The following is a 22,421-nucleotide window of genomic DNA, read 5'->3' on the forward strand; positions in this document are numbered from 1 at the left end:
AGGAGACGGGTATGGAACAAACATTTTTTATCATTAAACCAGACGGTGTAAAAAGAGGATTAGTGGGTGAGGTGTTGAAACGCATTGAACAACGTGGATTTACAATCGAAAAATTGGAGTTGCGTTCACAGGTTTCAGAAGAGTTGATTGACCAGCACTATCACGACTTGGTTGGTCAAAGTTTTTACACACCGATTCGTGAATTTATGACTTCAGGACCGGTTCTTGTAGGTATCATTTCTGGACCCAAAGTAATCGAAACTTGGCGGACTATGATGGGCGCAACTCGTCCAGAAGAAGCTTTACCAGGAACGATTCGAGGTGATTTTGCAAAAGCTGCTGGAGAAAACCAAGCTATTCAAAATGTTGTACATGGGTCAGATTCAGAAGAGTCAGCTAAGAGAGAAATTGCTCTTTGGTTTGAAGAGAAATAGTAAAAGTTTGATGTAAGGGATACTTGCATCAAACTTTTTTGCATTTTAGAGTAGAAAACTGACAGTTGAGAAATATTCTAGCAATGGTGAGGATTTCTAGCATATAATAAGAGCAAGTAAGGGAGGAAGAATGATGGAAAAAATGAAAAAGCAAATTCGTATTTTGTTATTGCTGACAGTTTTTGGCCTTAGTAGCTGTTCTTGTTTAAGTTTATCGACTTGGGCCTTGATGTTAAATCAAAACTGCTTCTATTATCTAGTTGGCATGTTGCTCATTGCCAGTATTGGGGCAGGGATAAACTACTATAGTGGACAGCGAAATCAATCTTACTCAGTTTTTAAGGAAGATAAGCAACAATTCTTGTATAGTCTCTTGCTCTTAGTAAATATTTTGGGTTTAGCTTTAATTGTCATAGAACATATCCTTGTAGGAAATACATCCGTAGAAGGATTTGTGGAAGCCTTTCTTCCGAGTTTCTTTTTCTTATTTGGTATTGATTTGTTAGTTTTTCTGCCGATTAAGAAGTATGTAAATGGAGTGAAAAAGTTTTTGGGAAAGAAGGAAATTTGTTTTATTAGTGGACTAGCTATTCTAATCTTCCTCAGAAATCCTTGGATGCTATTATCCATGACCTTTTATATTTCCTTGGGAATGCTATTTCTAGGACTGTTGGTGCCAAAAGTTATTCGCTGGGAAGTCTCATTTTACAGCCATTTGATGAGAGATATCTTGTTAGTTGTCTTCTTGCTGTTTCTATTTTAAGAACAAAAAAAGAGATAGTTCTAGTTTTACAATTTATAATATGGAATTCACAGATAATATCTCGACAAAGGGCAACTTTTTGGTATAATAGAAACATGTACACTAAAAACGAAGAAGAGTTACAGTCCTTAGGTGAACGTTTGGGCTATTTATTAGAAAAAAATGACGTCTTAATTCTAACTGGTGAACTTGGAGCAGGCAAAACGACATTTACAAAAGGTCTTGCTAAAGGATTACAGATTACTCAGATGATTAAGAGTCCAACCTACACTATCGTAAGAGAGTATGAAGGTCGTCTTCCTCTTTATCATTTAGATGTTTATCGTATTGAGGGGGATGCTGATTCTATTGATTTGGATGAGTTTCTCTTTGGTGGCGGCGTGACTGTCATCGAGTGGGGACATCTTTTAGGTGATGCCTTACCAGATACCTATTTAGAATTGGAAATTCTAAAAGAAGAAGAGGGTCGCAGACTACATTTCCAAGCAAAGGGTTTGCGTGCAGAAAAACTCTTAGAGGAGCTTCAACATGGAGTATGAATTGCTCATTAGAGAAGCAGAACCTGGTGATGCTGTTGAGTTAGTATCATTTTTAAATCGTGTCAGTGTAGAAACAGATTTTACCAGTCTGGACAGTAATGGCATTTTGATGACAGATACTGAGATGGAGTTGTTTTTGGATAAACAGGCTCACTTGGAAAATCAAATCACTTTACTGGCTTTGCTGAATGATGAAATTGCTGGTCTTGTAAATATCACAGCTGATCAACGCAAGAGAGTTCGTCATATTGGAGATCTCTTCATTGTGATTGGTAAGAAGTATTGGAATAATGGACTGGGAAGTTTGTTACTTGAAGAAGTCGTAGAATGGGCACAGACTAGTGGCATTCTTCGTCGACTTCAACTCACTGTCCAAACTCGTAATCAGGCTGCAGTTCATTTATATCAAAAGCATGGTTTTGTAATTGAAGGTAGACAAGAGCGCGGTGCGTACATAGAAGAAGGGAAATTTATAGATGTTTACCTGATGGGTAGACTGATAGATTGATAGAAATATGGTTAAAAAAATTATTGGAATGGTGCTAGCTTTTCTAGCTGTGACAGTTTTGGGTGTGGGTGTTTTTGCTTATACGATTTATCAGCAAGGTACAGAAACCTTATCACGGACTTATAAAAAGATTGGGGAAGAAACCAATGTTATTGAGGCGACTGAACCCTTAACGATTCTTTTGATGGGAGTTGATACTGGAAACGAAGAACGAACGGACCCTTGGGAGGGAAATAGTGATTCCATGATTCTTTTGACAGTTAATCCGCACACGAAAAAGACCATGATGTTGAGTTTGGAGCGAGATATTTTGACAAAAATTCAGCAAAAAGATGGGCGGATTGAGGAAGAAAAACTAAATGCTGCTTATGCCAATGGTGGTGCAGAGTTGGCTATTTCAACTATTCAGAAGATGATGAATATTCATATTGATCGCTATATTATGGTCAATATGCACGGATTGCAACAATTAGTTGATGCAGTGGGTGGTATAACCGTCAACAACACTCTAGGTTTCCCGATTTCTATCAGTGACCAGGAGGAATTTAATACCATTTCTATTGGTGTTGGGCAACAAACTCTAAATGGAGATGAAGCTCTTGTTTATTCTCGCATGCGCTACCAGGACCCAGAAGGGGACTACGGACGTCAGAAACGTCAGCGTGAAGTCATTCAAAAGGTTGTTGAAAAAGTTCTTAGTTTGAATAGTGTTAGTCACTATCAATCTATCTTAAAAGCCCTAAGTACTAATATGCAAACAAACATTGATTTATCTGCTAAGAGTATCCCAAGTTTGTTAGGTTACAAGGACTCGTTTAAAACGATTGAAACCCAACAATTACGAGGAGAAGATGCTGAATTGCAAGGAATATCTTATCAAATCGTAACTGCTAACCATTTGTTAGAGATCCAGAATCTTTTGAGAACTTCACTTGATAAACCGAAGGTGACAGAGTTAGAGACAAATGCAGTCTTATATGAAAATGTTCTCGGAAATCAAAATGGTATCGGTTTGGGAACAGGTACGATTAGTAGTACAAGAAATCAAGAAGATGTAGAATAATCTAATTTATAGTTGAAATCGTGGGAAGTTTCCTGCGATTTTTTCAAAAAAATACGAATAGATAGGTAGGAGGAAATATGAAAGCAGAAATCATTGCTGTTGGAACGGAGATTTTGACAGGACAGATTGTCAATACCAATGCTCAGTTTTTGTCGGAAAAACTAGCAGAGATTGGGGTAGATGTATATTTTCAGACGGCTGTAGGAGACAATGAAGCTCGTCTCTTGTCCCTGCTTGAGATTGCCAGTCAACGCAGCAGTCTGGTGATTTTGACAGGTGGTTTGGGGCCAACTGAGGACGACCTAACTAAACAAACTCTAGCTAAATTTTTAGGGAAAGAATTAGTCTTCGATCCTCAGGCGCAGGAGAAGTTGGATGTCTTTTTTGCCCAGAGACCAGACTATGCCCGAACACCGAATAACGAAAGACAAGCTCAACTTGTAGAAGGGGCGACTCCACTACCAAACGAAACAGGACTGGCTGTGGGGGGAATATTGGAAGTCGATGGAGTGACCTATGTCGTCCTTCCCGGTCCACCAAGTGAATTAAAACCCATGGTTTTAAACCAACTTCTACCTAAGTTGATGACAGGGAGTAAGCTATATTCCCGAGTTCTTCGTTTCTTTGGGATTGGCGAAAGTCAGTTGGTTACGATTTTGTCTGATTTGATTGATAATCAAACAGATCCGACCTTGGCCCCTTATGCTAAGACAGGAGAAGTCACTCTGCGTCTGTCAACAAAGGCTAGCAGTCAAGAAGAGGCGAATCAAGCGCTGGATCTCTTGGAAAATCAAATCTTGGATCGTCAGACTTTCGAAGGAATTTCTTTACGAGACCTCTGTTATGGTTATGGAGAGGAGGCTAGCTTGGCCAGCATTGTGGTAGAGGAACTGAAAAAACAAGGGAAAACCATCACGGCTGCAGAGAGTTTGACGGCAGGTCTTTTCCAAGCTAGGGTAGCGGATTTTTCGGGAGTTTCAGGTATATTTAAGGGTGGTTTTGTGACCTATAACCTGGAGGAAAAATCAAAAATGTTGGATATTCCTGTCAAGGATTTAGAAGAACAGGGTGTGGTGTCTGAATTTACAGCTCAAAAGATGGCTGAGCAGGCACGAATCAAGACCCAGTCTGATTTTGGCCTTAGTTTGACTGGAGTGGCAGGTCCAGATAGTCTAGAAGGGCACCCAGCTGGGACAGTCTTTATAGGTTTGGCTCAAGAGCAAGGAACTGAGGTCATCAAGGTTAATATTGGAGGCAGAAGTCGAGCAGATGTACGTCACATTGCGGTTATGCATGCCTTTAACCTAGTTCGCAAGGCTTTATTAAGTGACTAACTTTTGATATAATAGTAGATAGGTCTGAGGACCATTAGAATGTAGGAGAATAGAATGGCGAAAAAACCAAAAAAATTAGATGAAATTTCAAAAAAATTCGGGGCTGAACGTGAAAAAGCCTTGAATGACGCTCTTAAATTGATTGAGAAAGACTTTGGTAAGGGATCAATCATGCGTTTGGGTGAACGTGCCGAGCAAAAGGTGCAAGTGATGAGCTCAGGTTCCTTGGCTCTTGATATTGCCCTTGGTTCAGGTGGTTATCCTAAGGGACGTATCATTGAAATTTATGGACCAGAGTCATCTGGTAAGACAACAGTTGCCCTTCACGCAGTTGCACAAGCGCAAAAAGAAGGTGGTATTGCAGCCTTTATCGATGCGGAGCATGCCCTCGATCCAGCTTATGCTGCGGCCCTTGGTGTCAACATTGACGAATTGCTCTTGTCACAACCAGACTCAGGAGAGCAAGGTCTTGAGATTGCAGGAAAATTGATTGACTCAGGTGCTGTAGATCTTGTCGTGGTCGACTCAGTTGCTGCCCTTGTACCTCGTGCGGAAATTGATGGAGATATCGGAGATAGCCACGTTGGTTTGCAGGCTCGTATGATGAGCCAGGCTATGCGTAAACTTGGTGCTTCTATCAATAAAACAAAAACTATTGCCATCTTTATCAACCAATTACGTGAAAAAGTTGGGGTCATGTTTGGAAATCCAGAAACAACTCCTGGTGGACGTGCTCTGAAATTCTACGCATCAGTCCGTTTGGATGTTCGTGGAAGTACGCAAATCAAGGGAACTGGTGACCAAAAAGATACCAATGTCGGTAAAGAAACTAAAATCAAGGTCGTGAAAAACAAGGTAGCTCCACCATTTAAAGAAGCCTTCGTTGAAATCATGTACGGAGAAGGGATTTCTAAGACTGGTGAGCTCTTGAAAATCGCAAGCGATTTGGATATCATCAAAAAAGCAGGAGCTTGGTACTCTTACAAGGATGAGAAAATCGGGCAAGGTTCTGAAAATGCTAAGAAATACTTGGCAGATAACCCAGAAGTCTTTGATGAGATTGACCATCAAGTCCGTGTTCAATTTGGTTTGATTGATGGAGAAGAAGCTGCTGAAAGTAAAAAAGATGAAGCAGCTCAAGTAGACTCTGTGAATGAAGAAGTAACCCTTGACCTAGGCGATGAGCTTGAAATCGAAATTGAAGAATAAGCTGTTAAAGTAGTGGAGCAAATCCACTGCTTTTTCGATGCCTTATTCTGGTTTTCCGCTCACGCATAGTTTGCTGTTTCTTGTCGCTCCTCTGGAAAGCTGATATAATAGCCTTATGAATAAAAAACGAACAGTGGACCTGATTCATGGTCCGATTCTTCCCTCGCTCTTAAGCTTCGCCTTCCCAATCTTGCTATCAAATATTTTTCAGCAGCTCTATAACACTGCTGATGTCTTGATTGTTGGGCGTTTTCTTGGTCAAGAATCCTTGGCAGCGGTAGGGGCGACGACAGCGATTTTTGACCTGATTGTAGGTTTTACTCTTGGTGTTGGCAATGGCATGGGAATTGTCATTGCCCGCTATTATGGAGCTCGGAATTTCACTAAAATCAAGGAGGCAGTAGCAGCCACCTGGATTTTAGGTTCTCTTTTGAGTATTGTAGTTATGCTGCTGGGCTTTCTTGGTTTGTACCCTCTTTTACAGTACCTAGACACTCCCGCAGAAATCCTCCCTCAATCTTATCAATATATTTCTATGATTGTGACCTGTGTTGGTGTTAGCTTCGCTTATAATCTCTTTGCAGGTTTGTTGCGGTCTATTGGAGACAGTCTGGCAGCTCTGGGATTTCTGATTTTCTCTGCTCTGGTTAATGTGGTTCTGGATCTCTATTTTATTACGCAATTGCATCTTGGAGTTCAATCCGCGGGACTTGCTACCATCATTTCGCAAGGCTTATCAGCGGTTCTCTGTTTTTACTATATTCGTAAGAGCGTGCCAGAACTTTTGCCTCAACTCAAGCATTTCAAATGGGATAAGGCCTTATACGCTGACCTCTTGGAGCAAGGTTTGGCTATGGGCTTGATGAGTTCAATTGTATCTATCGGCAGTGTGATTTTACAGTCTTCTGTTAATACCTTTGGTGCAGTGATTATTAGTGCTCAAACAGCGGCGCGACGTATTATGGCTTTCGCCCTTCTTCCCATGACCGCTATTTCCGCTTCGATGACGACCTTTGCTTCTCAGAATTTAGGAGCTAAGCGACCAGACCGCATTGTTCAAGGTATTCGAATCGGCAGTCGTTTAAGTATGTCCTGGGCAATTTTTGTTTGTGTCTTCCTCTTTTTTGCCAGTCCAGCCTTGGTTTCCTTCTTGGCTAGTTCGACGGATAGCTATTTGGTAGAAAATGGCAGTCTCTATCTACAAATCAGCTCAGCTTTTTATCCTATTTTGAGTCTCTTATTGATTTATCGCAATTGTTTGCAGGGTTTGGGGCAAAAAATCCTTCCTCTGGTTTCTAGCTTTATCGAACTAATCGGGAAAATCGCTTTTGTGGTTTTGATTATCCCTTGGGCAGGATATAAGGGAGTTATCCTTTGCGAACCCTTAATCTGGGTTGCCATGACCATTCAACTGTATTTCTCACTGTTTCGTCACCCCTTGATAAAAGAAGGCAAGGAAATTTTAGCAACTAAAGTGCTATCCTAGTTGTATTTACTGAATAAAATCCATTTCCTCTAGTGAAAATCGAAAAAACTTGTGTTATAATAAGAAAGATTAAAATGTGAAAAAAGGAGATTCCTAATGGGACGTAAATGGGCCAATATCGTAGCCAAGAAAACGGCTAAAGATGGAGCTAACTCTAAAGTATATGCAAAATTTGGTGTAGAAATCTATGTAGCAGCTAAAAAAGGTGATCCAGATCCAGAATCAAACTCAGCCTTGAAATTCGTTATCGACCGTGCTAAACAAGCCCAAGTGCCAAAACACGTTATCGATAAGGCTTTGGACAAGGCTAAAGGAAACACAGACGAAACCTTTACAGAAGGACGTTACGAAGGTTTTGGACCAAATGGTTCTATGCTGATTGTTGATACTTTGACTTCAAATGTCAACCGTACAGCGGCCAATGTCCGTGCAGCCTTTGGTAAAAACGGCGGAAACATGGGTGCTTCAGGTTCTGTTTCTTACCTCTTTGACAACAAGGGTGTGATCGTATTTGCAGGTGAAGATGCGGACGCGGTCTTTGAGCAATTGCTAGAAGCAGATGTAGATGTGGATGATGTAGAAGCAGAAGAAGGAACAATCACAGTTTACACAGCTCCAACTGACCTTCATAAGGCTATCGTTGCCCTTCGTGAGTCAGGTATCGAAGAATTTCAAGTGACTGAATTGGAAATGATTCCTCAGTCAGAAGTGGAATTGTCAGGCGATGACCTTGAAACCTTTGAAAAACTTTACAGCGTTCTTGAAGACGACGAAGACGTACAAAAAATCTACACGAACGTAGACGGGTTCTAATAGAAAAACGAACAGTTTTACTAGCTGTTCGTTTTTTTGATATTTGAACTTAGACTCAGGTTTCAGAATCGTTTTGTTGCTTGCTTTTTTCTAGACCTAGACCGACTGCATGTTTTTGGACGAGCAAGAGTTCTCCATTGTCCTGTTTTGCAAAAGTTAAGGTAACAGTCTTGATCTTGTCTCCAATGGAGATATAGGTGATTTTTTTCGTATCGTAACCCCCAAGAGTGAAGTCAAACTCGGAATCTGGCTTTCCGTGTTTGTTGATAATATCCTCGTAGTTGGTACCACCTTTTCCTTTGTTGTCAAGGTCACCTTCGATTAAGGCGTCGAACTGTTCTTGGGTCCAGGCAGAGGTATCGTCTGTCAAGTCGCTTTTTTCTTCGAGTTCCATTGAGGCACTCGTATCCATGTAGGAACGGTTAAACTCCTTGGCATACTCTTTGTAGACATCAGCGTATAGTACCTGACTCGTAAAGAAAAGTACAACAGAGGCAACTGCCAGGGATGTTCCGATAATAGCCATTGTTTTCCGTTTTTTGAGGTTGACGATAAGGCCGATAATCCCCAAGATAAATGCGACGATACCGATGAACAACGATGGATAGTTAATAAACGGGATCCAGGATCCTAAAAGTGCGATGGCTCCAAAAATGGTTGCTAAGATTCCTAAAACTCTTTGTTCTTCTGGTTTCATTTGAAAGTTTTCTCCCTTCATTGAGTGAATGGATTTCTACCCACAGTAGTGAGCACTTATTATATAAAAATCTTGCCTAATGTCAATTTAAACTAAAATAGTTCTCATGAAAACTTTTTCTTGACATCTTTTCTGAAAATGATAAAATAGTTCTCATGAAAACTTATTTAGTTCCTAGGAGAACTAAATGCAATGGTTAGAAAGGAGTAAGTATGGATAAGCCGATGTTAGTCTTTAAGCGTTTTGGTCATCAGATTCACCTGATGGTGCAAAAGGAAGCCAAACGTTGTGGTATTGAATTTATGGGTGGGCCTCAAGGTCAGGTTGTGCGTTTTTTGGATAATCGTGAGAAAAACCAAGAATTGGTTTTGATTAAAGATATCGAGCAGGAACTCAATATTACCAAGTCTGTTGCTAGTAATTTGGTCAAGCGTATGGTGCAAAATGGTTTGGTGGAATTGGAGGCGAGTCCTAGCGATAAGCGGGCAAAATTTGTTCGTTTGACGGACAAAGCACGTTCTCAAATGAAGCAGGTTAAAGCCTTTTTTGAACGAATTGATAAGCAGTTGATGGAAGACATTGATGAAGATGAATTACTGATTTTTGAGAAAGTCCTTGCTCAACTACAGGCAAATATCAAGGGAATAGGAGGAGAGAATGAAGAAATTAGCAAAACGAATTAGTAGAAAAGAATGGGGGATGATTTTACTAGCCATTCTCTTTACTTGCTTTTCGGTTTATTTAGAGTTGGAAGTGCCGACTTATATCTCGAAAATTACGGATTTGCTGGGAAGCCAAGGAACTAATTTAGATGAGTTGTGGCAGCCGGCAAGCATGATGGTGGGAATGTCCTTTCTTGCCTTCTTGTCCGTAGTTGCAGTTGGATTTTTTGCATCCCGAGTGGCGGCTTCTTATACTAGTAGGCTGAGAAGTGATATTTTTAACCGAGTTTTGGATTACTCGCAGACAGAAATTAAGAAATTCTCTATTCCTAGCCTCTTGACGCGTACTACCAATGATATTACTCAAGTTCAGATGTTGATTACCATGGGCTTGCAAGTAGTTACGCGTGGTCCGATTATGGCTATCTGGGCTATCGGGAAGATTTTAGGCCATTCAGAATACTGGCTCTGGGCCGTACTTGTGGCAGTGATTGTCAACGTCCTGATGACGACTGTTTTGATGACGCTAGCCTTTCCAAAACAGTCCTTGATTCAGGGGTTGACAGATAAACTGAATAGTATCACTCGTGAGAGTTTAACAGGTATTCGCGTCGTTCGTGCCTACAATGCTGAAGAATACCAAAATGAAAAATTTGCAGCAGCAAATGATGAATTGACACGCTTGAATTTGTTTGTCAACCGTCTTATGGCTATTTTGAACCCTATCATGATGGGGATTTCAAGTGGTTTGAGTGTGGCGATTTACTGGATTGGGGCTTATGTGATTAACGACGCTGCTCCGATAGCGCGTCTGCCTCTCTTTAGTGACATGATTGTTTTCATGTCTTATGCTATGCAGGTTGTCATGGGCTTCCTTCTCATGGGAGCACTCTTCATCGTTCTTCCCCGAACTATGGTCTCTGCCAAGCGCATTAATCAAGTTTTAGATTTGCATTCTTCTATCCAAAAACCTGCTCAAGTGCAGCTGGCTGATGAAAACCTCAAAGGTCAGGTCGAGTTTAAGGATGTGACCTTCCGCTATGCGGCAAATTCGGAGGCAGTTATCGAACATGTTAGCTTTAGAGCAGAAGCGGGTCAAACAGTGGCCTTTATTGGGTCAACGGGTTCAGGTAAATCAACTCTGGTCAATCTGATTCCACGTTTCTATGACGTATCAGCAGGAGAAATTCTGGTGGACGGTGTCAATGTTCAAGACTATGCTCTAGAAGATTTGCGCAACAAGGTTGGTTATATTCCACAAAAAGCTGTTCTCTTTTCAGGTGATGTCAAAGACAATCTAGACTTTGGACAAAGTCAAGAAACACCACTTAGTGAGCAGGCTATGTGGCAGGCTTTGGAGTTGGCCCAGTCTAAGAACTTTATCGAAGACAAGGAAGCGGGCTTAGAGTCAGAAGTGGTCCAAGGAGGAACTAACTTCTCAGGTGGTCAAAGACAGCGTCTAGCCATTGCGCGTGCCTTGGCTCGGAAGCCAGAAATCCTCATCTTTGATGACTCCTTCTCAGCCTTGGACTACAAGACAGATCGTGTCCTACGCCAAGAGTTAGCAGAGAAAACAAAATCTATGACCAAACTTATCGTTGCACAACGTATTTCAACGATTATGGATGCAGATTTGATTTTGGTCTTGGATCAAGGTAAAGTCGTGGGACAAGGCACCCACAAGGAGCTTCTAGCTAATAATGAAGTTTACCAAGAAATTGCCTATTCACAACTATCGAAGGAGGAATTGGAACATGGAAAATAAGAAAATGTCTCTCTGGAAACAGAGTAAACCCTATCTTGCAGGCCTCCAGTTTGCCCTTCTGATAGCCTTTCTAGCAACAATCGTATCCAATATCATTACTGTTTATGGGCCGACTCGCATCAAGGAAATGACTAATATCATTGCCAGTGGTCTGGAAACAAGTGTGGATGTCGCTGCGGTTGCAGCTATTGGTGGTTTTTTGGCCGTCATTTATGTGATCGGACTTCTATCAAATTATTTACAGGCATTTCTGTTTACAACAGCTATTCAACGTTTTTCAGAGCGTTTGAGAAGAGCCATTGCAGAGAAAATCAATCGCCTTCCATTGGGATATTTTGATGGACATTCTCAAGGAGATACCTTGTCTCGTGTGACTAATGATGTTGATACGGCAGCCCAGTCCCTCAATCAAAGTCTGGGAACAGTTCTTTCATCTAGTTTACTGGTTTTAGCAGTCTTGGTAACCATGTTTGGAATGAACTGGATTTTAGCTTTGGTGACGGTTGTTTCAACTCTTATTGGTTTTGCTTTCGTGTCTGTCTTTATGGGCAAATCACAGGGTTTCTTTAAGAGTCAGCAACAAGATTTGGCAGCTGTCAATGGCTATGTGGAGGAAATGTACTCTGGCCATAATGTTGTGACCAGTTACAATGCTATCGAGAGCACGAAAGAAGAATTTACGACATTAAACAATCGTCTGTATGATAGTATCTGGAAATCTCAATTTATTTCAGGGATTATGATGCCGATTATGATGTTTATTGGTAACTTTAGCTATGCCTTGGTGATTATCGTTGGTGCAGCCTTGGCTTTAAATGGACACATCAGTATCGGGATTATCGTTGCCTTTATGGCCTACGTTCGAATCTTTTCTCAGCCTCTTTCACAAATTGCCCAAGGAATTACTAGTCTTCAGCAGGCTAGTGCAGCCATGGGACGTGTCTTCGAATTCCTAGCTGAAGAGGAAATGGGAGACGAATCCCATAAAGAAAGACAATTGAGCAATATGAAAGGTCAAGTGGTCTTTGATCGAGTTTCCTTTGGTTACACACCAGAGCGAACCATTATTCATGACTTTTCTGCGACCGCTCATTCAGGTCAAAAGGTTGCCATTGTCGGACCGACTGGAGCTGGTAAGACAACTATTGTCAATCTTTTGATGAAGTTCTATGAGATTGATAAGGGAAGTATCCGCATCGATGGTGTGGATACCAAGGAGATGAAGCGTTCGGAAGTGCACGATGTCTTTTCAATGGTCTTGCAGGATACTTGGCTCTTTGAAGGAACCATTCGCGACAATCTTATCTATAACCAAACAGGTATTAGTGATGAGCGCGTGATTGAAGCCAGCAAGGCTGTAGGGATTCACCACTTTATCATGACCCTACCAGATGGTTACGATACCGTCTTGGATGATACAGTGACCTTGTCTGTCGGGCAAAAACAACTCTTGACCATTGCTCGTGCTTTGTTGAAAGATGCACCACTCCTAATCCTAGATGAAGCGACTTCTTCTGTTGATACCCGTACAGAGGAATTGATCCAGAAAGCTATGGACCGGTTGATGGAGGGAAGAACTTCCTTTGTCATCGCCCACCGCTTGTCAACCATTCGTAATGCTGATCTGATTCTGGTCATGAAAGATGGAAATATCATCGAGCAAGGCAATCATGATGAGCTGATGGCACAAGCTGGTTTCTACGCTGACCTCTACAACAGTCAATTTACAGAAGACGAAGTAGAAGAATAAACCCAAAGAAGGCTTGACGGCCTTCTTTTTCTGCACTATACTAGAAGACAAGTGCTTCCCTATAAGCAAAATTTGAGTAAGTGATGAGAAAATATATGAAAAATTATCAAGAATGGTATGACCACATTGCTGGTAATATTGAAAATAAGCCCTTTCTTCTGAGCTTGTTAAGAACTTTCAATCGGTTCATGACGGTGGTTATGCCTATGATTTATCTAACCTTGTTAGCAACTACCTATCTCCAACAAGGACTTGGGAAACAGGTCGGGATCTATTTGTTTATTCCAGCGTCAGGTTTTGTGATTTTGTCCTTTCTTCGTAAGAAAATCAATGCCCCTAGGCCTTATGAGGAATGGACTATTAAACCCTTGCTTGACAGAGATAGTCCTGGTCAGTCAATGCCCAGTCGTCATGTCTTTTCAGCAACCATTATCTCCATGGCTTGCTTACATGCTAGTTTATCTGTAGGGGTTATCTTGTTGGTCTTGTCAGCTTTCCTCGGTCTAGTAAGAGTCTTAGGGGGAGTGCATTATCCCAAGGATGTAGTAGTTGGTTATATTTGTGGCCTTGCGTGGGGTGTGCTTTTCTTTCTATTTTGAATTGTAAGTTAAGGTGGTCCTACAACCACTTACGGGTCTAAAGTAACCACTTGCTTTTTTGCTCTTGTTTTCTTATTTTGGCTTTGATATAGTAGAGTCAGAAAGGAGATGGAATGAAGTTACGAATCGAAATTGACAGCAATTTAGAGGAAACTGAAATTGTCATCAAGGCAGCGGCTTTGACAGATGAGATTGCGGATTTACAGCGCCTCTTGCACGAATCCAAGTCTCCTAGGTTGATTTTTTACAAGGGGACGGGTGAATATTATCTGGACTTGTCGGAAATTCTTTTCTTTGAAACAGAGGGGAACAAGATTTACGCCCATACCCAGAAAGATGCCTACGAGGTTCGACTTAAACTCTATGAGTTAGAGTCTATCCTGCCCCGTTATTTCAGTCGAGTATCCAAGTCGACCATTGCTAATATTCGGCAAGTTTACTCGGTTGACAAGTCCTTTTCAGGAACGGGCACCATTTCCTTTTATCAAACCCACAAGGAGGTTCATGTCTCACGGCATTACCAATCCCTCCTAAAAGAAAATCTAAGAAACATGAGGTAAGAAGATGAAAAAGAAAGCATTTGGTATTGTATTGCTAGTATTGGCAGCTTTAATATTATTACAAGGAAATTTTGGAATCCCTTCATTCGGTGGGCAAATTTGGCCCTTGCTTGGTATTGCATTTTTTGCCTATCAATCAGTTGGAGCTTTGTTGCGTCGTCACTTAACTTCAGCCTCTTTTACAGCTCTAGTAGCCTTAATGATTGCTAACCACTTTTATGGCATTTTACCAATTCCCAATCAGTCATTGTTCTGGGCAAGTATTTTAATCGTAATGGGTGTCAGCGCACTCACTCATTCTAACAGAACTTGGAATGGGAAAAAATGGTGGTATGATGGTAAAAAGACCATTCTTACAGATAAGGAAGTTGCTTTTGGGACTGGGACTTTCTACAAGCAAAATCAAGAATTGGTAGACGACCAAGTAGAAGTTGGTTTTGGAAATGCCAAGATATATTATGACAATGCAGAGATGTTGGGAGATAGCGCAACCCTGAAAGTGGAAGTTGGTTTTGGCAATGCAGTTATCTATGTTCCTCAACATTGGGGAGTTGATTTAAAGGTAGAAACTTTCTGTGGCGTAGCCAAGGCAGATACTCCTTTAGCCCCAATCAGCAAAACCTTGATTATCCGTGGAGATGTGGCCTTTGGGAAGTTGGGAATTGTCTACGTTAAATAAAAAAATCTTCCAATTCCCTTGCAAAAAAGAAGAAAGTGTGATAACATAGTACGGTATGTGGTGCTAGCACATCCGCTATATTAGATCTAATAGGAGGAAAACACAATGGCTAAAGTATGTTACTTTACAGGTCGTAAGACTGTATCAGGAAACAACCGTTCACACGCGATGAACCAAACAAAACGTGCCGTAAAACCAAACCTTCAAAAAGTTACTGTTCTTATCGATGGTAAACCTAAAAAAGTTTGGGCTTCAGCTCGTGCTTTGAAATCAGGTAAAGTTGAACGTGTTTAATAATAAAAGTAAGGAGACCTTAGGGTCTTTTTTCTTTTACTGTAGATATAAAATCATTTGAAAAATAGAGTAAATATCCGCTGATACAGTATTCTGCTTTTACACTTGGGCTGAAATATGATAAAATAGAGTATCAACTAGTTGAGGTAAAAAGGATGACTGTAAAAATTAATACAAAAGATGGTCAAATCGAACTAACAGATGAAGTGATTGCAACCGTCGTAGGTGGAGCAGCAACTGAGATTTTTGGTGTGGTCGGTATGGCTAGTAAAAATGCCCTCAAAGATAATTTCCAAGCCCTTCTAGGTAAGGAAAATTATTCCAAAGGTGTCGTCGTAAAAGCGGCCGAAGATGGCAGTATTGCAGTTGATGTATATACCGTGTTGAGCTACGGAACAAAGATTAGCGAAGTGTCAAAAAACATTCAAGAGCGTGTTCGTTTTAGTTTGGAAAACCAACTTGGAATTACTGCTCAGACTGTAAATGTCTACATTCAAAATATCAAAGTTGTAGGAGAATAACCGTGTCAAAAATTACTACTAGCTTATTTCAAGAAATGGTGCAGGCTGCATCAACTCGCTTGAATAAGCAAGCTGAATATGTCAATTCATTAAACGTCTTTCCAGTTCCAGATGGAGATACTGGAACAAACATGGGAATGACCATTGAAAATGGAGCTAAAGAAGTTGCAGACAAGCCAGCTTCTACAGTTGGCGAGGTAGCGAGCATTCTTGCCAAAGGTCTTTTGATGGGTGCGCGTGGAAACTCAGGCGTTATTACGTCTCAGCTTTTCCGTGGATTTTCACAAGCTATCAAGGATAAAGATGAGTTAACAGGTCAAGACTTGGCCCTTGCCTTCCAATCAGGTGTGGAAGTTGCCTATAAGGCAGTGATGAAACCAGTTGAAGGAACGATTTTGACAGTTTCTCGTGGGGCTGCTATCGGTGCTAAGAAAAAAGCTGAGCAAACAGATGATGCTGTTGAAGTCATGCGCGCAGCCTTGGAAGGTGCTAAAACAGCTCTAGCTAAAACACCAGACATGCTTCCAGTCTTGAAAGAAGTTGGCGTTGTGGACTCAGGTGGTCAAGGACTGGTCTTTATCTACGAAGGTTTCCTTTCAGCCCTTACTGGTGAATATATCGCATCTGAGGACTTTGTAGCGACTCCTGCCAACATGAGTGAGATGATCAATGCAGAACATCATAAGTCTGTAGCTGGTCATGTAGCGACTGAGGACATCACCTTTGGTTACTGTACTGAAATCATGGTAGCTCTTAAGCAAGGCCCAACCTATGCTAAAGATTTTGACTATGAAGAGTTCCGTAACTACTTGAATGAACTTGGGGATTCTCTCCTCGTTGTTAATGATGATGAAATCGTCAAAGTCCATGTCCATACAGAAGATCCAGGTCTTGTTATGCAAGAAGGTCTCAAATATGGTAGCTTGGTCAAGGTAAAAGTTGACAATATGCGTAACCAACACGAAGCGCAGGTTGAGAAAGAAGCTGCTCAAGTTAGCAAACCAGCTGAAGAAAAAGAGTATGCTTTGATTGCTGTGGTGGCTGGTAAAGGTCTAGCAGATATCTTCCGTTCTCAAGGTGTGGATTATGTTATCGAAGGCGGTCAAACCATGAACCCTTCAACAGAAGACTTTATCAAGGCTGTTGAACAGGTCAACGCTCGTAACATCATCTTCCTGCCAAACAACAAAAACATCTTCATGGCAGCTCAATCTGCAGCAGAAGTTTTAGAGCAACCAGCAGTAGTGGTGGAAGCTCGCACTCTTCCTCAAGGTTTGACAAGTCTTCTTGCCTTTGACCCAAGCAAGTCCATCGAAGAAAACCAAGAGCGTATGACTGCTGCTCTTAGCGATGTTGTTAGTGGAAGCGTCACAACAGCTGTTCGTGATACAACAATCGATGGTTTAGAAATCCATGAAAACGATAATCTTGGTATGGTTGATGGGAAAATCCTCGTGTCAAACCCTGATATGCACCAAACCTTGACAGAAACCTTGAAACATATGTTGGATGAAGATAGTGAAATCGTAACCTTCTATGTCGGTGAAGACGGAAGTGAAGAACTTGCCAATGAAATTGCTCAAGAAATCGCAGAAGAATTCGAAGATGTTGAAGTCGAAATCCACCAAGGCCAACAACCTGTTTACCCATATCTATTTAGTGTAGAATAAGATTAATGAAGAACTGAGAAATCAGTTCTTTTTTCTTTTTTAGTAAATGAAATCGGTATCTTTTTAATAAAAACAAAAATAACATTCATAAATAAACGTTAAAATAGAAAATTCAGAAAATTTCTTCTTTTCTCTTGAAAAATTTTGAAAAAATGGTATGATAGTAACAAGTTATTTTTAAGAGAAGAGAAAGGGGAACAATGGAGAAAATCAGTTTAGAATCTCCTAAGACGGGGTCGGACCTAGTTTTGGAAACACTTCGTGATTTAGGAATTGATACCATCTTTGGTTATCCTGGTGGTGCGGTCTTGCCTTTTTATGATGCGATATATAATTTTAAAGGCATTCGCCACATTCTAGGACGCCATGAGCAAGGTTGTCTGCATGAAGCTGAAGGTTATGCCAAATCAACTGGAAAGTTGGGTGTTGCCGTCGTCACTAGCGGACCGGGAGCAACAAATGCCATTACAGGGATTGCAGATGCCATGAGCGATAGCGTTCCCCTTTTGGTCTTTACAGGTCAGGTGGCGCGAGCAGGTATTGGGAAGGATGCCTTTCAGGAGGCAGACATCGTGGGAATTACCATGCCAATCACTAAGTACAATTACCAAGTTCGTGAGACGGCAGATATTCCTCGTATCATTACAGAAGCTGTTCATATCGCAACAACAGGTCGACCAGGGCCGGTCGTAATTGACCTACCTAAAGACGTATCTGCTTTAGAAACCGACTTCATCTATTCACCAGAAGTGAACCTACCAAGTTATCAACCGACTCTTGAGCCGAATGATATGCAAATCAAGAAAATTTTGAAGCAATTGTCCAAGGCTAAAAAACCAGTCTTGTTAGCTGGTGGGGGGATTAGTTATGCTGAAGCAGCTGCAGAATTAAATGAATTTGCAGAACGCTATCAAATCCCGGTGGTAACCAGTCTTTTGGGACAAGGAACGATTGCAACGAGTCATCCACTCTTCCTTGGAATGGGAGGCATGCACGGATCTTTCGCAGCTAATATTGCCATGACGGAAGCGGACTTTATGATTAGTATTGGTTGTCGTTTCGATGACCGCTTGACGGGGAATCCTAAGACCTTCGCTAAGAATGCCAAGGTTGCTCACATTGATATTGACCCAGCCGAGATTGGCAAGATTATCAGTGCAGATATTCCTGTAGTTGGAGATGCTAAGAAAGCTTTGCAAATGTTGTTGGCGGAACCAACTGTTCATAACAATACTGAGAAATGGATTGAAAAAGTTACCAAAGACAAGAACCGCGTTCGTTCTTATGATAAGAAAGAGCGTGTGGTTCAGCCGCAAGCTGTTATTGAACGCATCGGTGAGTTGACGAATGGTGATGCCATTGTGGTAACAGACGTTGGTCAACACCAAATGTGGACAGCCCAGTATTATCCCTACCAAAATGAACGTCAGTTAGTGACTTCAGGTGGTTTGGGAACCATGGGATTTGGAATTCCAGCAGCAATTGGAGCTAAAATTGCTAACCCAGATAAGGAAGTAGTCTTGTTTGTTGGGGATGGTGGTTTCCAAATGACTAACCAGGAATTGGCTATTTTGAACATTTACAAGGTGCCAATCAAGGTGGTTATGCTGAACAACCACTCACTTGGAATGGTTCGCCAATGGCAGGAATCCTTCTATGAAGGTAGAACGTCAGAGTCAGTCTTTGATACCCTTCCTGATTTCCAATTGATGGCACAAGCTTATGGCATTAAAAACTATAAGTTTGACAATCCTGAGACCTTGGCTCAAGACCTTGAAGTCATCACTGAGAATGTTCCTATGCTAATTGAGGTAGATATTTCTCGTAAGGAACAGGTGTTACCAATGGTACCAGCTGGTAAGAGTAATCATGAGATGTTGGGGGTGAAGTTCCATGCGTAGAATGTTAACAGCAAAACTACAAAATCGTTCAGGAGTCCTCAATCGCTTTACCGGTGTCCTGTCTCGTCGTCAGGTTAATATCGAAAGCATCTCTGTTGGAGCAACAGAAGATCCGAATGTATCGCGGATCACCATTATTATTGATGTAGCTTCACATGATGAAGTGGAGCAAATTATCAAGCAACTCAATCGTCAGATTGATGTGATTCGCATTCGTGATATCACAGACAAGCCTCATTTGGAGCGCGAGGTGATTTTGGTTAAGATGTCAGCGCCAGCTGAGAAGCGAGCTGAGATTCTAGCGATTATTCAACCTTTCCGTGCAACGGTGGTAGACGTAGCACCAAGCTCGATTACCATTCAGATGACAGGAAATGCTGAAAAGAGTGAAGCTCTATTGCGAGTCATTCGACCGTACGGTATTCGTAATATTGCTCGAACTGGTGCAACTGGATTTACCCGCGATTAATACTCTTCGAAAATCTCTTCAAATCACGTCAGCTTTGCCTTGCCGTAGGTATATGTTACTGACTCCGTCAGTCTTATTTACAACCTCAAAGCAGTGCTTTGAGCAGCCTGCGGCTAGCTTCCTAATTTGCTCTTTGATTTTCATTGAGTATAAAAATATTTTAAATTTGTTAAACCAGCCTAAAAGGCAATAAATAATAGAAAAGAGAGAAAAACTATGGCAGTTCAAATGGAATATGAAAAAGATGTTAAAGTAGCAGCACTTGACGGTAAAAAAATCGCCGTTATCGGTTATGGTTCACAAGGACATGCGCATGCTCAAAACTTGCGTGACTCAGGTCGTGATGTCATCATCGGTGTACGTCCAGGTAAATCTTTTGACAAAGCAAAAGAAGATGGATTTGACACTTACACAGTAGCAGAAGCAACTAAATTGGCTGACGTTATCATGATTTTGGCACCAGACGAAATCCAACAAGAATTGTACGAAGCAGAAATCGCTCCAAACTTGGAAGCAGGAAACGCAGTTGGATTTGCTCATGGTTTCAACATCCACTTTGAATTTATCAAAGTTCCTGCGGATGTAGATGTCTTTATGTGTGCTCCTAAAGGACCAGGACACTTGGTACGTCGTACTTATGAAGAAGGATTTGGTGTTCCAGCTCTTTACGCAGTATATCAAGATGCAACAGGAAATGCTAAAAACATTGCTATGGACTGGTGTAAAGGTGTTGGAGCAGCTCGTGTAGGTCTTCTTGAAACAACTTACAAAGAAGAAACTGAAGAAGATTTGTTTGGTGAACAAGCTGTACTTTGTGGTGGTTTGACTGCCCTTATCGAAGCAGGTTTCGAAGTCTTGACAGAAGCAGGTTACGCTCCAGAATTGGCTTACTTTGAAGTTCTTCACGAAATGAAATTGATCGTCGACTTGATCTACGAAGGTGGATTCAAGAAAATGCGTCAATCAATTTCAAACACTGCTGAGTACGGTGACTATGTATCAGGTCCACGTGTAATTACTGAGCAAGTTAAAGAAAACATGAAAGCTGTCTTGGCAGACATCCAAAATGGTAAATTTGCAAATGACTTTGTAAATGACTATAAAGCTGGACGTCCAAAATTGACTGCTTACCGTGAACAAGCAGCTAACCTTGAAATTGAAAAAGTTGGTGCAGAATTGCGTAAAGCAATGCCATTCGTTGGTAAAAACGACGATGATGCATTCAAAATCTATAACTAATTGATAGAAATTAAGGTGAAGGCGAGTTGGGGGACTAACTCGCTTTTATAATCAATTCATCTCTTTTTAAAAGGATGGATTGCGATAAGTATGAAATAGTTTAGGAGAAAATGATGTTAAGTTCAAAAGATATAATCAAGGCTCATAAGGTCTTGAACGGTGTGGTTGTGAATACCCCACTGGATTATGACCATTATTTATCGGAGAAGTATGGTGCTAAGATTTATTTGAAAAAGGAAAATGCTCAACGTGTTCGTTCTTTTAAGATCCGTGGTGCCTATTATGCCATTTCCCAGCTCAGCAAGGAAGAACGTGAGCGTGGGGTAGTCTGTGCTTCTGCGGGAAATCATGCGCAGGGAGTTGCCTATACTTGTAATGAGATGAAAATTCCTGCTACTATCTTTATGCCCATTACTACTCCGCAACAAAAGATTGGTCAAGTTCGCTTTTTTGGTGGGGACTTCGTGACTATTAAATTAGTTGGAGATACTTTTGATGCCTCAGCCAAAGCAGCCCAAGAATTTACAGTCTCTGAAAATCGTACCTTTATTGATCCTTTTGATGATGCCCATGTTCAGGCTGGTCAAGGGACCGTTGCTTATGAGATTTTAGAAGAAGCTCGAAAAGAATCGATTGATTTTGATGCTGTCTTAGTTCCTGTTGGAGGTGGCGGTCTCATTGCTGGGGTTTCTACCTATATCAAGGAAACAAGTCCAGAAATTGAAGTCATCGGAGTAGAGGCTAATGGGGCACGTTCCATGAAAGCTGCCTTTGAAGCTGGTGGACCTGTCAAACTCAAAGAAATTGACAAATTTGCGGATGGGATTGCTGTACAAAAGGTAGGTCAATTGACCTATGAAGCAACTCGTCAATATGTTCAAACCTTAGTAGGTGTCGATGAGGGACTGATTTCTGAAACCTTGATTGACCTTTACTCTAAGCAAGGGATTGTCGCAGAACCTGCTGGAGCGGCTAGTATCGCCTCTTTAGAGGTTTTAGCTGAATATATCAAGGGGAAAACCATTTGTTGTATCATTTCTGGAGGAAATAATGATATCAACCGTATGCCGGAAATGGAAGAGCGTGCCTTGATTTATGATGGGATCAAGCATTACTTTGTGGTTAATTTTCCACAGCGTCCGGGGGCCTTGCGTGAGTTTGTAAATGATATCCTAGGGCCAAATGATGATATCACACGTTTTGAGTATATCAAACGAGCTAGCAAGGGAACAGGACCAGTATTAATTGGGATTGCCTTGGCAGATAAGCATGATTATGCAGGCTTGATTCGTCGAATGGAAGGTTTTGATCCATCTTATATTAACTTAAATGGTAATGAAACGCTCTATAATATGCTTGTCTGAGGACTAATAAAAAAATATCATATTATTTGCACAACTGATGTATAGGTGCTATAATGAGGGTGAAGAAAGGGGGCGATTCCTATGGACTTAGGAAATCGATTA

23 protein-coding genes are annotated in these 22,421 nt (G+C 41.2%); 22 read left to right on the forward strand and 1 reads right to left on the reverse strand.

Annotated features, from left to right (window positions below; genetic code table 11):
- Nucleotides 1-11 precede the first annotated feature (11 nt).
- From ndk to K1I71_RS00395, 9 genes are all read left to right on the forward strand, one after another.
- Entirely contained in the window at nucleotides 12-434 is a 423-nt protein-coding gene (gene ndk / locus K1I71_RS00355) for a nucleoside-diphosphate kinase (protein ID WP_223329884.1), read from the forward strand.
- Between the two features lie 130 nt (nucleotides 435-564).
- The gene (locus K1I71_RS00360; protein WP_223329885.1) at nucleotides 565-1,197 is read left to right on the forward strand and encodes a competence protein; all 633 of its coding nucleotides are present in this window, start codon (nucleotides 565-567) and stop codon (nucleotides 1,195-1,197) included.
- A gap of 95 nt (nucleotides 1,198-1,292) precedes the next feature.
- Entirely contained in the window at nucleotides 1,293-1,736 is a 444-nt protein-coding gene (tsaE, locus tag K1I71_RS00365; RefSeq protein ID WP_223329886.1) for a tRNA (adenosine(37)-N6)-threonylcarbamoyltransferase complex ATPase subunit type 1 TsaE, read from the forward strand.
- Nucleotides 1,726-2,244, forward strand: coding sequence for a GNAT family N-acetyltransferase (locus K1I71_RS00370; protein WP_223329887.1), 519 nt, complete (start codon nucleotides 1,726-1,728; stop codon nucleotides 2,242-2,244). The genes tsaE and K1I71_RS00370 overlap by 11 nt, the downstream gene beginning before the upstream one ends.
- 7 nt (nucleotides 2,245-2,251) lie before the next feature.
- A complete protein-coding gene (gene lytR, locus K1I71_RS00375; RefSeq protein ID WP_223329888.1) occupies nucleotides 2,252-3,307 on the forward strand; it encodes a glycopolymer--peptidoglycan transferase LytR in 1,056 nt (351 codons plus the stop codon).
- A 77-nt stretch (nucleotides 3,308-3,384) separates the two neighbouring features.
- Complete coding sequence (locus K1I71_RS00380; protein WP_223329889.1) at nucleotides 3,385-4,641, forward strand: competence/damage-inducible protein A; 1,257 nt, start codon at nucleotides 3,385-3,387, stop codon at nucleotides 4,639-4,641.
- Between the two features lie 54 nt (nucleotides 4,642-4,695).
- Nucleotides 4,696-5,850 carry a recombinase RecA gene (recA, locus tag K1I71_RS00385; RefSeq protein WP_001085456.1) on the forward strand — a complete coding sequence of 385 codons (1,155 nt, stop codon included), beginning with the start codon at nucleotides 4,696-4,698 and terminating at the stop codon, nucleotides 5,848-5,850.
- Nucleotides 5,851-5,965: 115 nt separating this feature from the next.
- The gene (locus K1I71_RS00390) at nucleotides 5,966-7,336 is read left to right on the forward strand and encodes an MATE family efflux transporter (RefSeq protein WP_223329890.1); all 1,371 of its coding nucleotides are present in this window, start codon (nucleotides 5,966-5,968) and stop codon (nucleotides 7,334-7,336) included.
- A gap of 96 nt (nucleotides 7,337-7,432) precedes the next feature.
- On the forward strand, nucleotides 7,433-8,149 hold the full coding sequence (locus K1I71_RS00395; RefSeq protein ID WP_000532882.1) for a YebC/PmpR family DNA-binding transcriptional regulator: 717 nt from the start codon (nucleotides 7,433-7,435) through the stop codon (nucleotides 8,147-8,149).
- A 55-nt stretch (nucleotides 8,150-8,204) separates the two neighbouring features.
- Here the strand turns inward: K1I71_RS00395 and K1I71_RS00400 are convergent, their stop codons facing one another.
- Nucleotides 8,205-8,846 (reverse strand): CD20-like domain-containing protein, encoded by a 642-nt coding sequence (locus tag K1I71_RS00400; RefSeq protein ID WP_223329891.1) that lies wholly within the window; start codon nucleotides 8,844-8,846, stop codon nucleotides 8,205-8,207.
- 212 nt (nucleotides 8,847-9,058) lie between these two features.
- Between K1I71_RS00400 and K1I71_RS00405 the strand changes: the two genes are divergently transcribed.
- The 13 genes from K1I71_RS00405 (at nucleotide 9,059) to ilvA (ending at nucleotide 22,319) form a co-directional block, all read left to right on the forward strand.
- Nucleotides 9,059-9,529: a MarR family winged helix-turn-helix transcriptional regulator gene (locus K1I71_RS00405; RefSeq protein ID WP_223329892.1), complete on the forward strand. Its 471-nt coding sequence runs from the start codon at nucleotides 9,059-9,061 to the stop codon at nucleotides 9,527-9,529.
- On the forward strand, nucleotides 9,504-11,273 hold the full coding sequence (locus K1I71_RS00410) for an ABC transporter ATP-binding protein (RefSeq protein ID WP_223329893.1): 1,770 nt from the start codon (nucleotides 9,504-9,506) through the stop codon (nucleotides 11,271-11,273). The genes K1I71_RS00405 and K1I71_RS00410 overlap by 26 nt, the downstream gene beginning before the upstream one ends.
- On the forward strand, nucleotides 11,263-13,023 hold the full coding sequence (locus K1I71_RS00415) for an ABC transporter ATP-binding protein (RefSeq protein ID WP_223329894.1): 1,761 nt from the start codon (nucleotides 11,263-11,265) through the stop codon (nucleotides 13,021-13,023). The genes K1I71_RS00410 and K1I71_RS00415 overlap by 11 nt, the downstream gene beginning before the upstream one ends.
- A gap of 95 nt (nucleotides 13,024-13,118) precedes the next feature.
- The gene (locus tag K1I71_RS00420; RefSeq protein WP_049491925.1) at nucleotides 13,119-13,622 is read left to right on the forward strand and encodes a phosphatase PAP2 family protein; all 504 of its coding nucleotides are present in this window, start codon (nucleotides 13,119-13,121) and stop codon (nucleotides 13,620-13,622) included.
- A 113-nt stretch (nucleotides 13,623-13,735) separates the two neighbouring features.
- Nucleotides 13,736-14,182 (forward strand): LytTR family DNA-binding domain-containing protein, encoded by a 447-nt coding sequence (locus K1I71_RS00425; RefSeq protein WP_004262086.1) that lies wholly within the window; start codon nucleotides 13,736-13,738, stop codon nucleotides 14,180-14,182.
- A 4-nt stretch (nucleotides 14,183-14,186) separates the two neighbouring features.
- Nucleotides 14,187-14,861 (forward strand): LiaF transmembrane domain-containing protein, encoded by a 675-nt coding sequence (locus K1I71_RS00430; protein WP_049491926.1) that lies wholly within the window; start codon nucleotides 14,187-14,189, stop codon nucleotides 14,859-14,861.
- Nucleotides 14,862-14,966: 105 nt separating this feature from the next.
- A complete protein-coding gene (gene rpmB, locus K1I71_RS00435; RefSeq protein WP_001140948.1) occupies nucleotides 14,967-15,155 on the forward strand; it encodes a 50S ribosomal protein L28 in 189 nt (62 codons plus the stop codon).
- Nucleotides 15,156-15,310: 155 nt separating this feature from the next.
- On the forward strand, nucleotides 15,311-15,676 hold the full coding sequence (locus tag K1I71_RS00440) for an Asp23/Gls24 family envelope stress response protein (protein WP_000216437.1): 366 nt from the start codon (nucleotides 15,311-15,313) through the stop codon (nucleotides 15,674-15,676).
- A 2-nt stretch (nucleotides 15,677-15,678) separates the two neighbouring features.
- Nucleotides 15,679-17,346 (forward strand): DAK2 domain-containing protein, encoded by a 1,668-nt coding sequence (locus K1I71_RS00445; protein ID WP_045605049.1) that lies wholly within the window; start codon nucleotides 15,679-15,681, stop codon nucleotides 17,344-17,346.
- Between the two features lie 200 nt (nucleotides 17,347-17,546).
- Nucleotides 17,547-19,247 (forward strand): acetolactate synthase large subunit, encoded by a 1,701-nt coding sequence (locus K1I71_RS00450; RefSeq protein ID WP_033682350.1) that lies wholly within the window; start codon nucleotides 17,547-17,549, stop codon nucleotides 19,245-19,247.
- Nucleotides 19,240-19,716, forward strand: a complete 477-nt coding sequence (ilvN, locus tag K1I71_RS00455) for an acetolactate synthase small subunit (RefSeq protein ID WP_001253803.1) — start codon at nucleotides 19,240-19,242, stop codon at nucleotides 19,714-19,716. The genes K1I71_RS00450 and ilvN overlap by 8 nt, the downstream gene beginning before the upstream one ends.
- 216 nt (nucleotides 19,717-19,932) lie before the next feature.
- The gene (gene ilvC / locus K1I71_RS00460) at nucleotides 19,933-20,955 is read left to right on the forward strand and encodes a ketol-acid reductoisomerase (protein WP_000290683.1); all 1,023 of its coding nucleotides are present in this window, start codon (nucleotides 19,933-19,935) and stop codon (nucleotides 20,953-20,955) included.
- A 113-nt stretch (nucleotides 20,956-21,068) separates the two neighbouring features.
- A complete protein-coding gene (gene ilvA, locus K1I71_RS00465) occupies nucleotides 21,069-22,319 on the forward strand; it encodes a threonine ammonia-lyase IlvA (protein ID WP_004256769.1) in 1,251 nt (416 codons plus the stop codon).
- Nucleotides 22,320-22,421 lie beyond the last annotated feature (102 nt).

Origin of the sequence: Streptococcus mitis (genome assembly GCF_019929545.1) — a bacterium.
In the GTDB taxonomy this organism is placed as follows: domain Bacteria; phylum Bacillota; class Bacilli; order Lactobacillales; family Streptococcaceae; genus Streptococcus; species Streptococcus mitis_BU.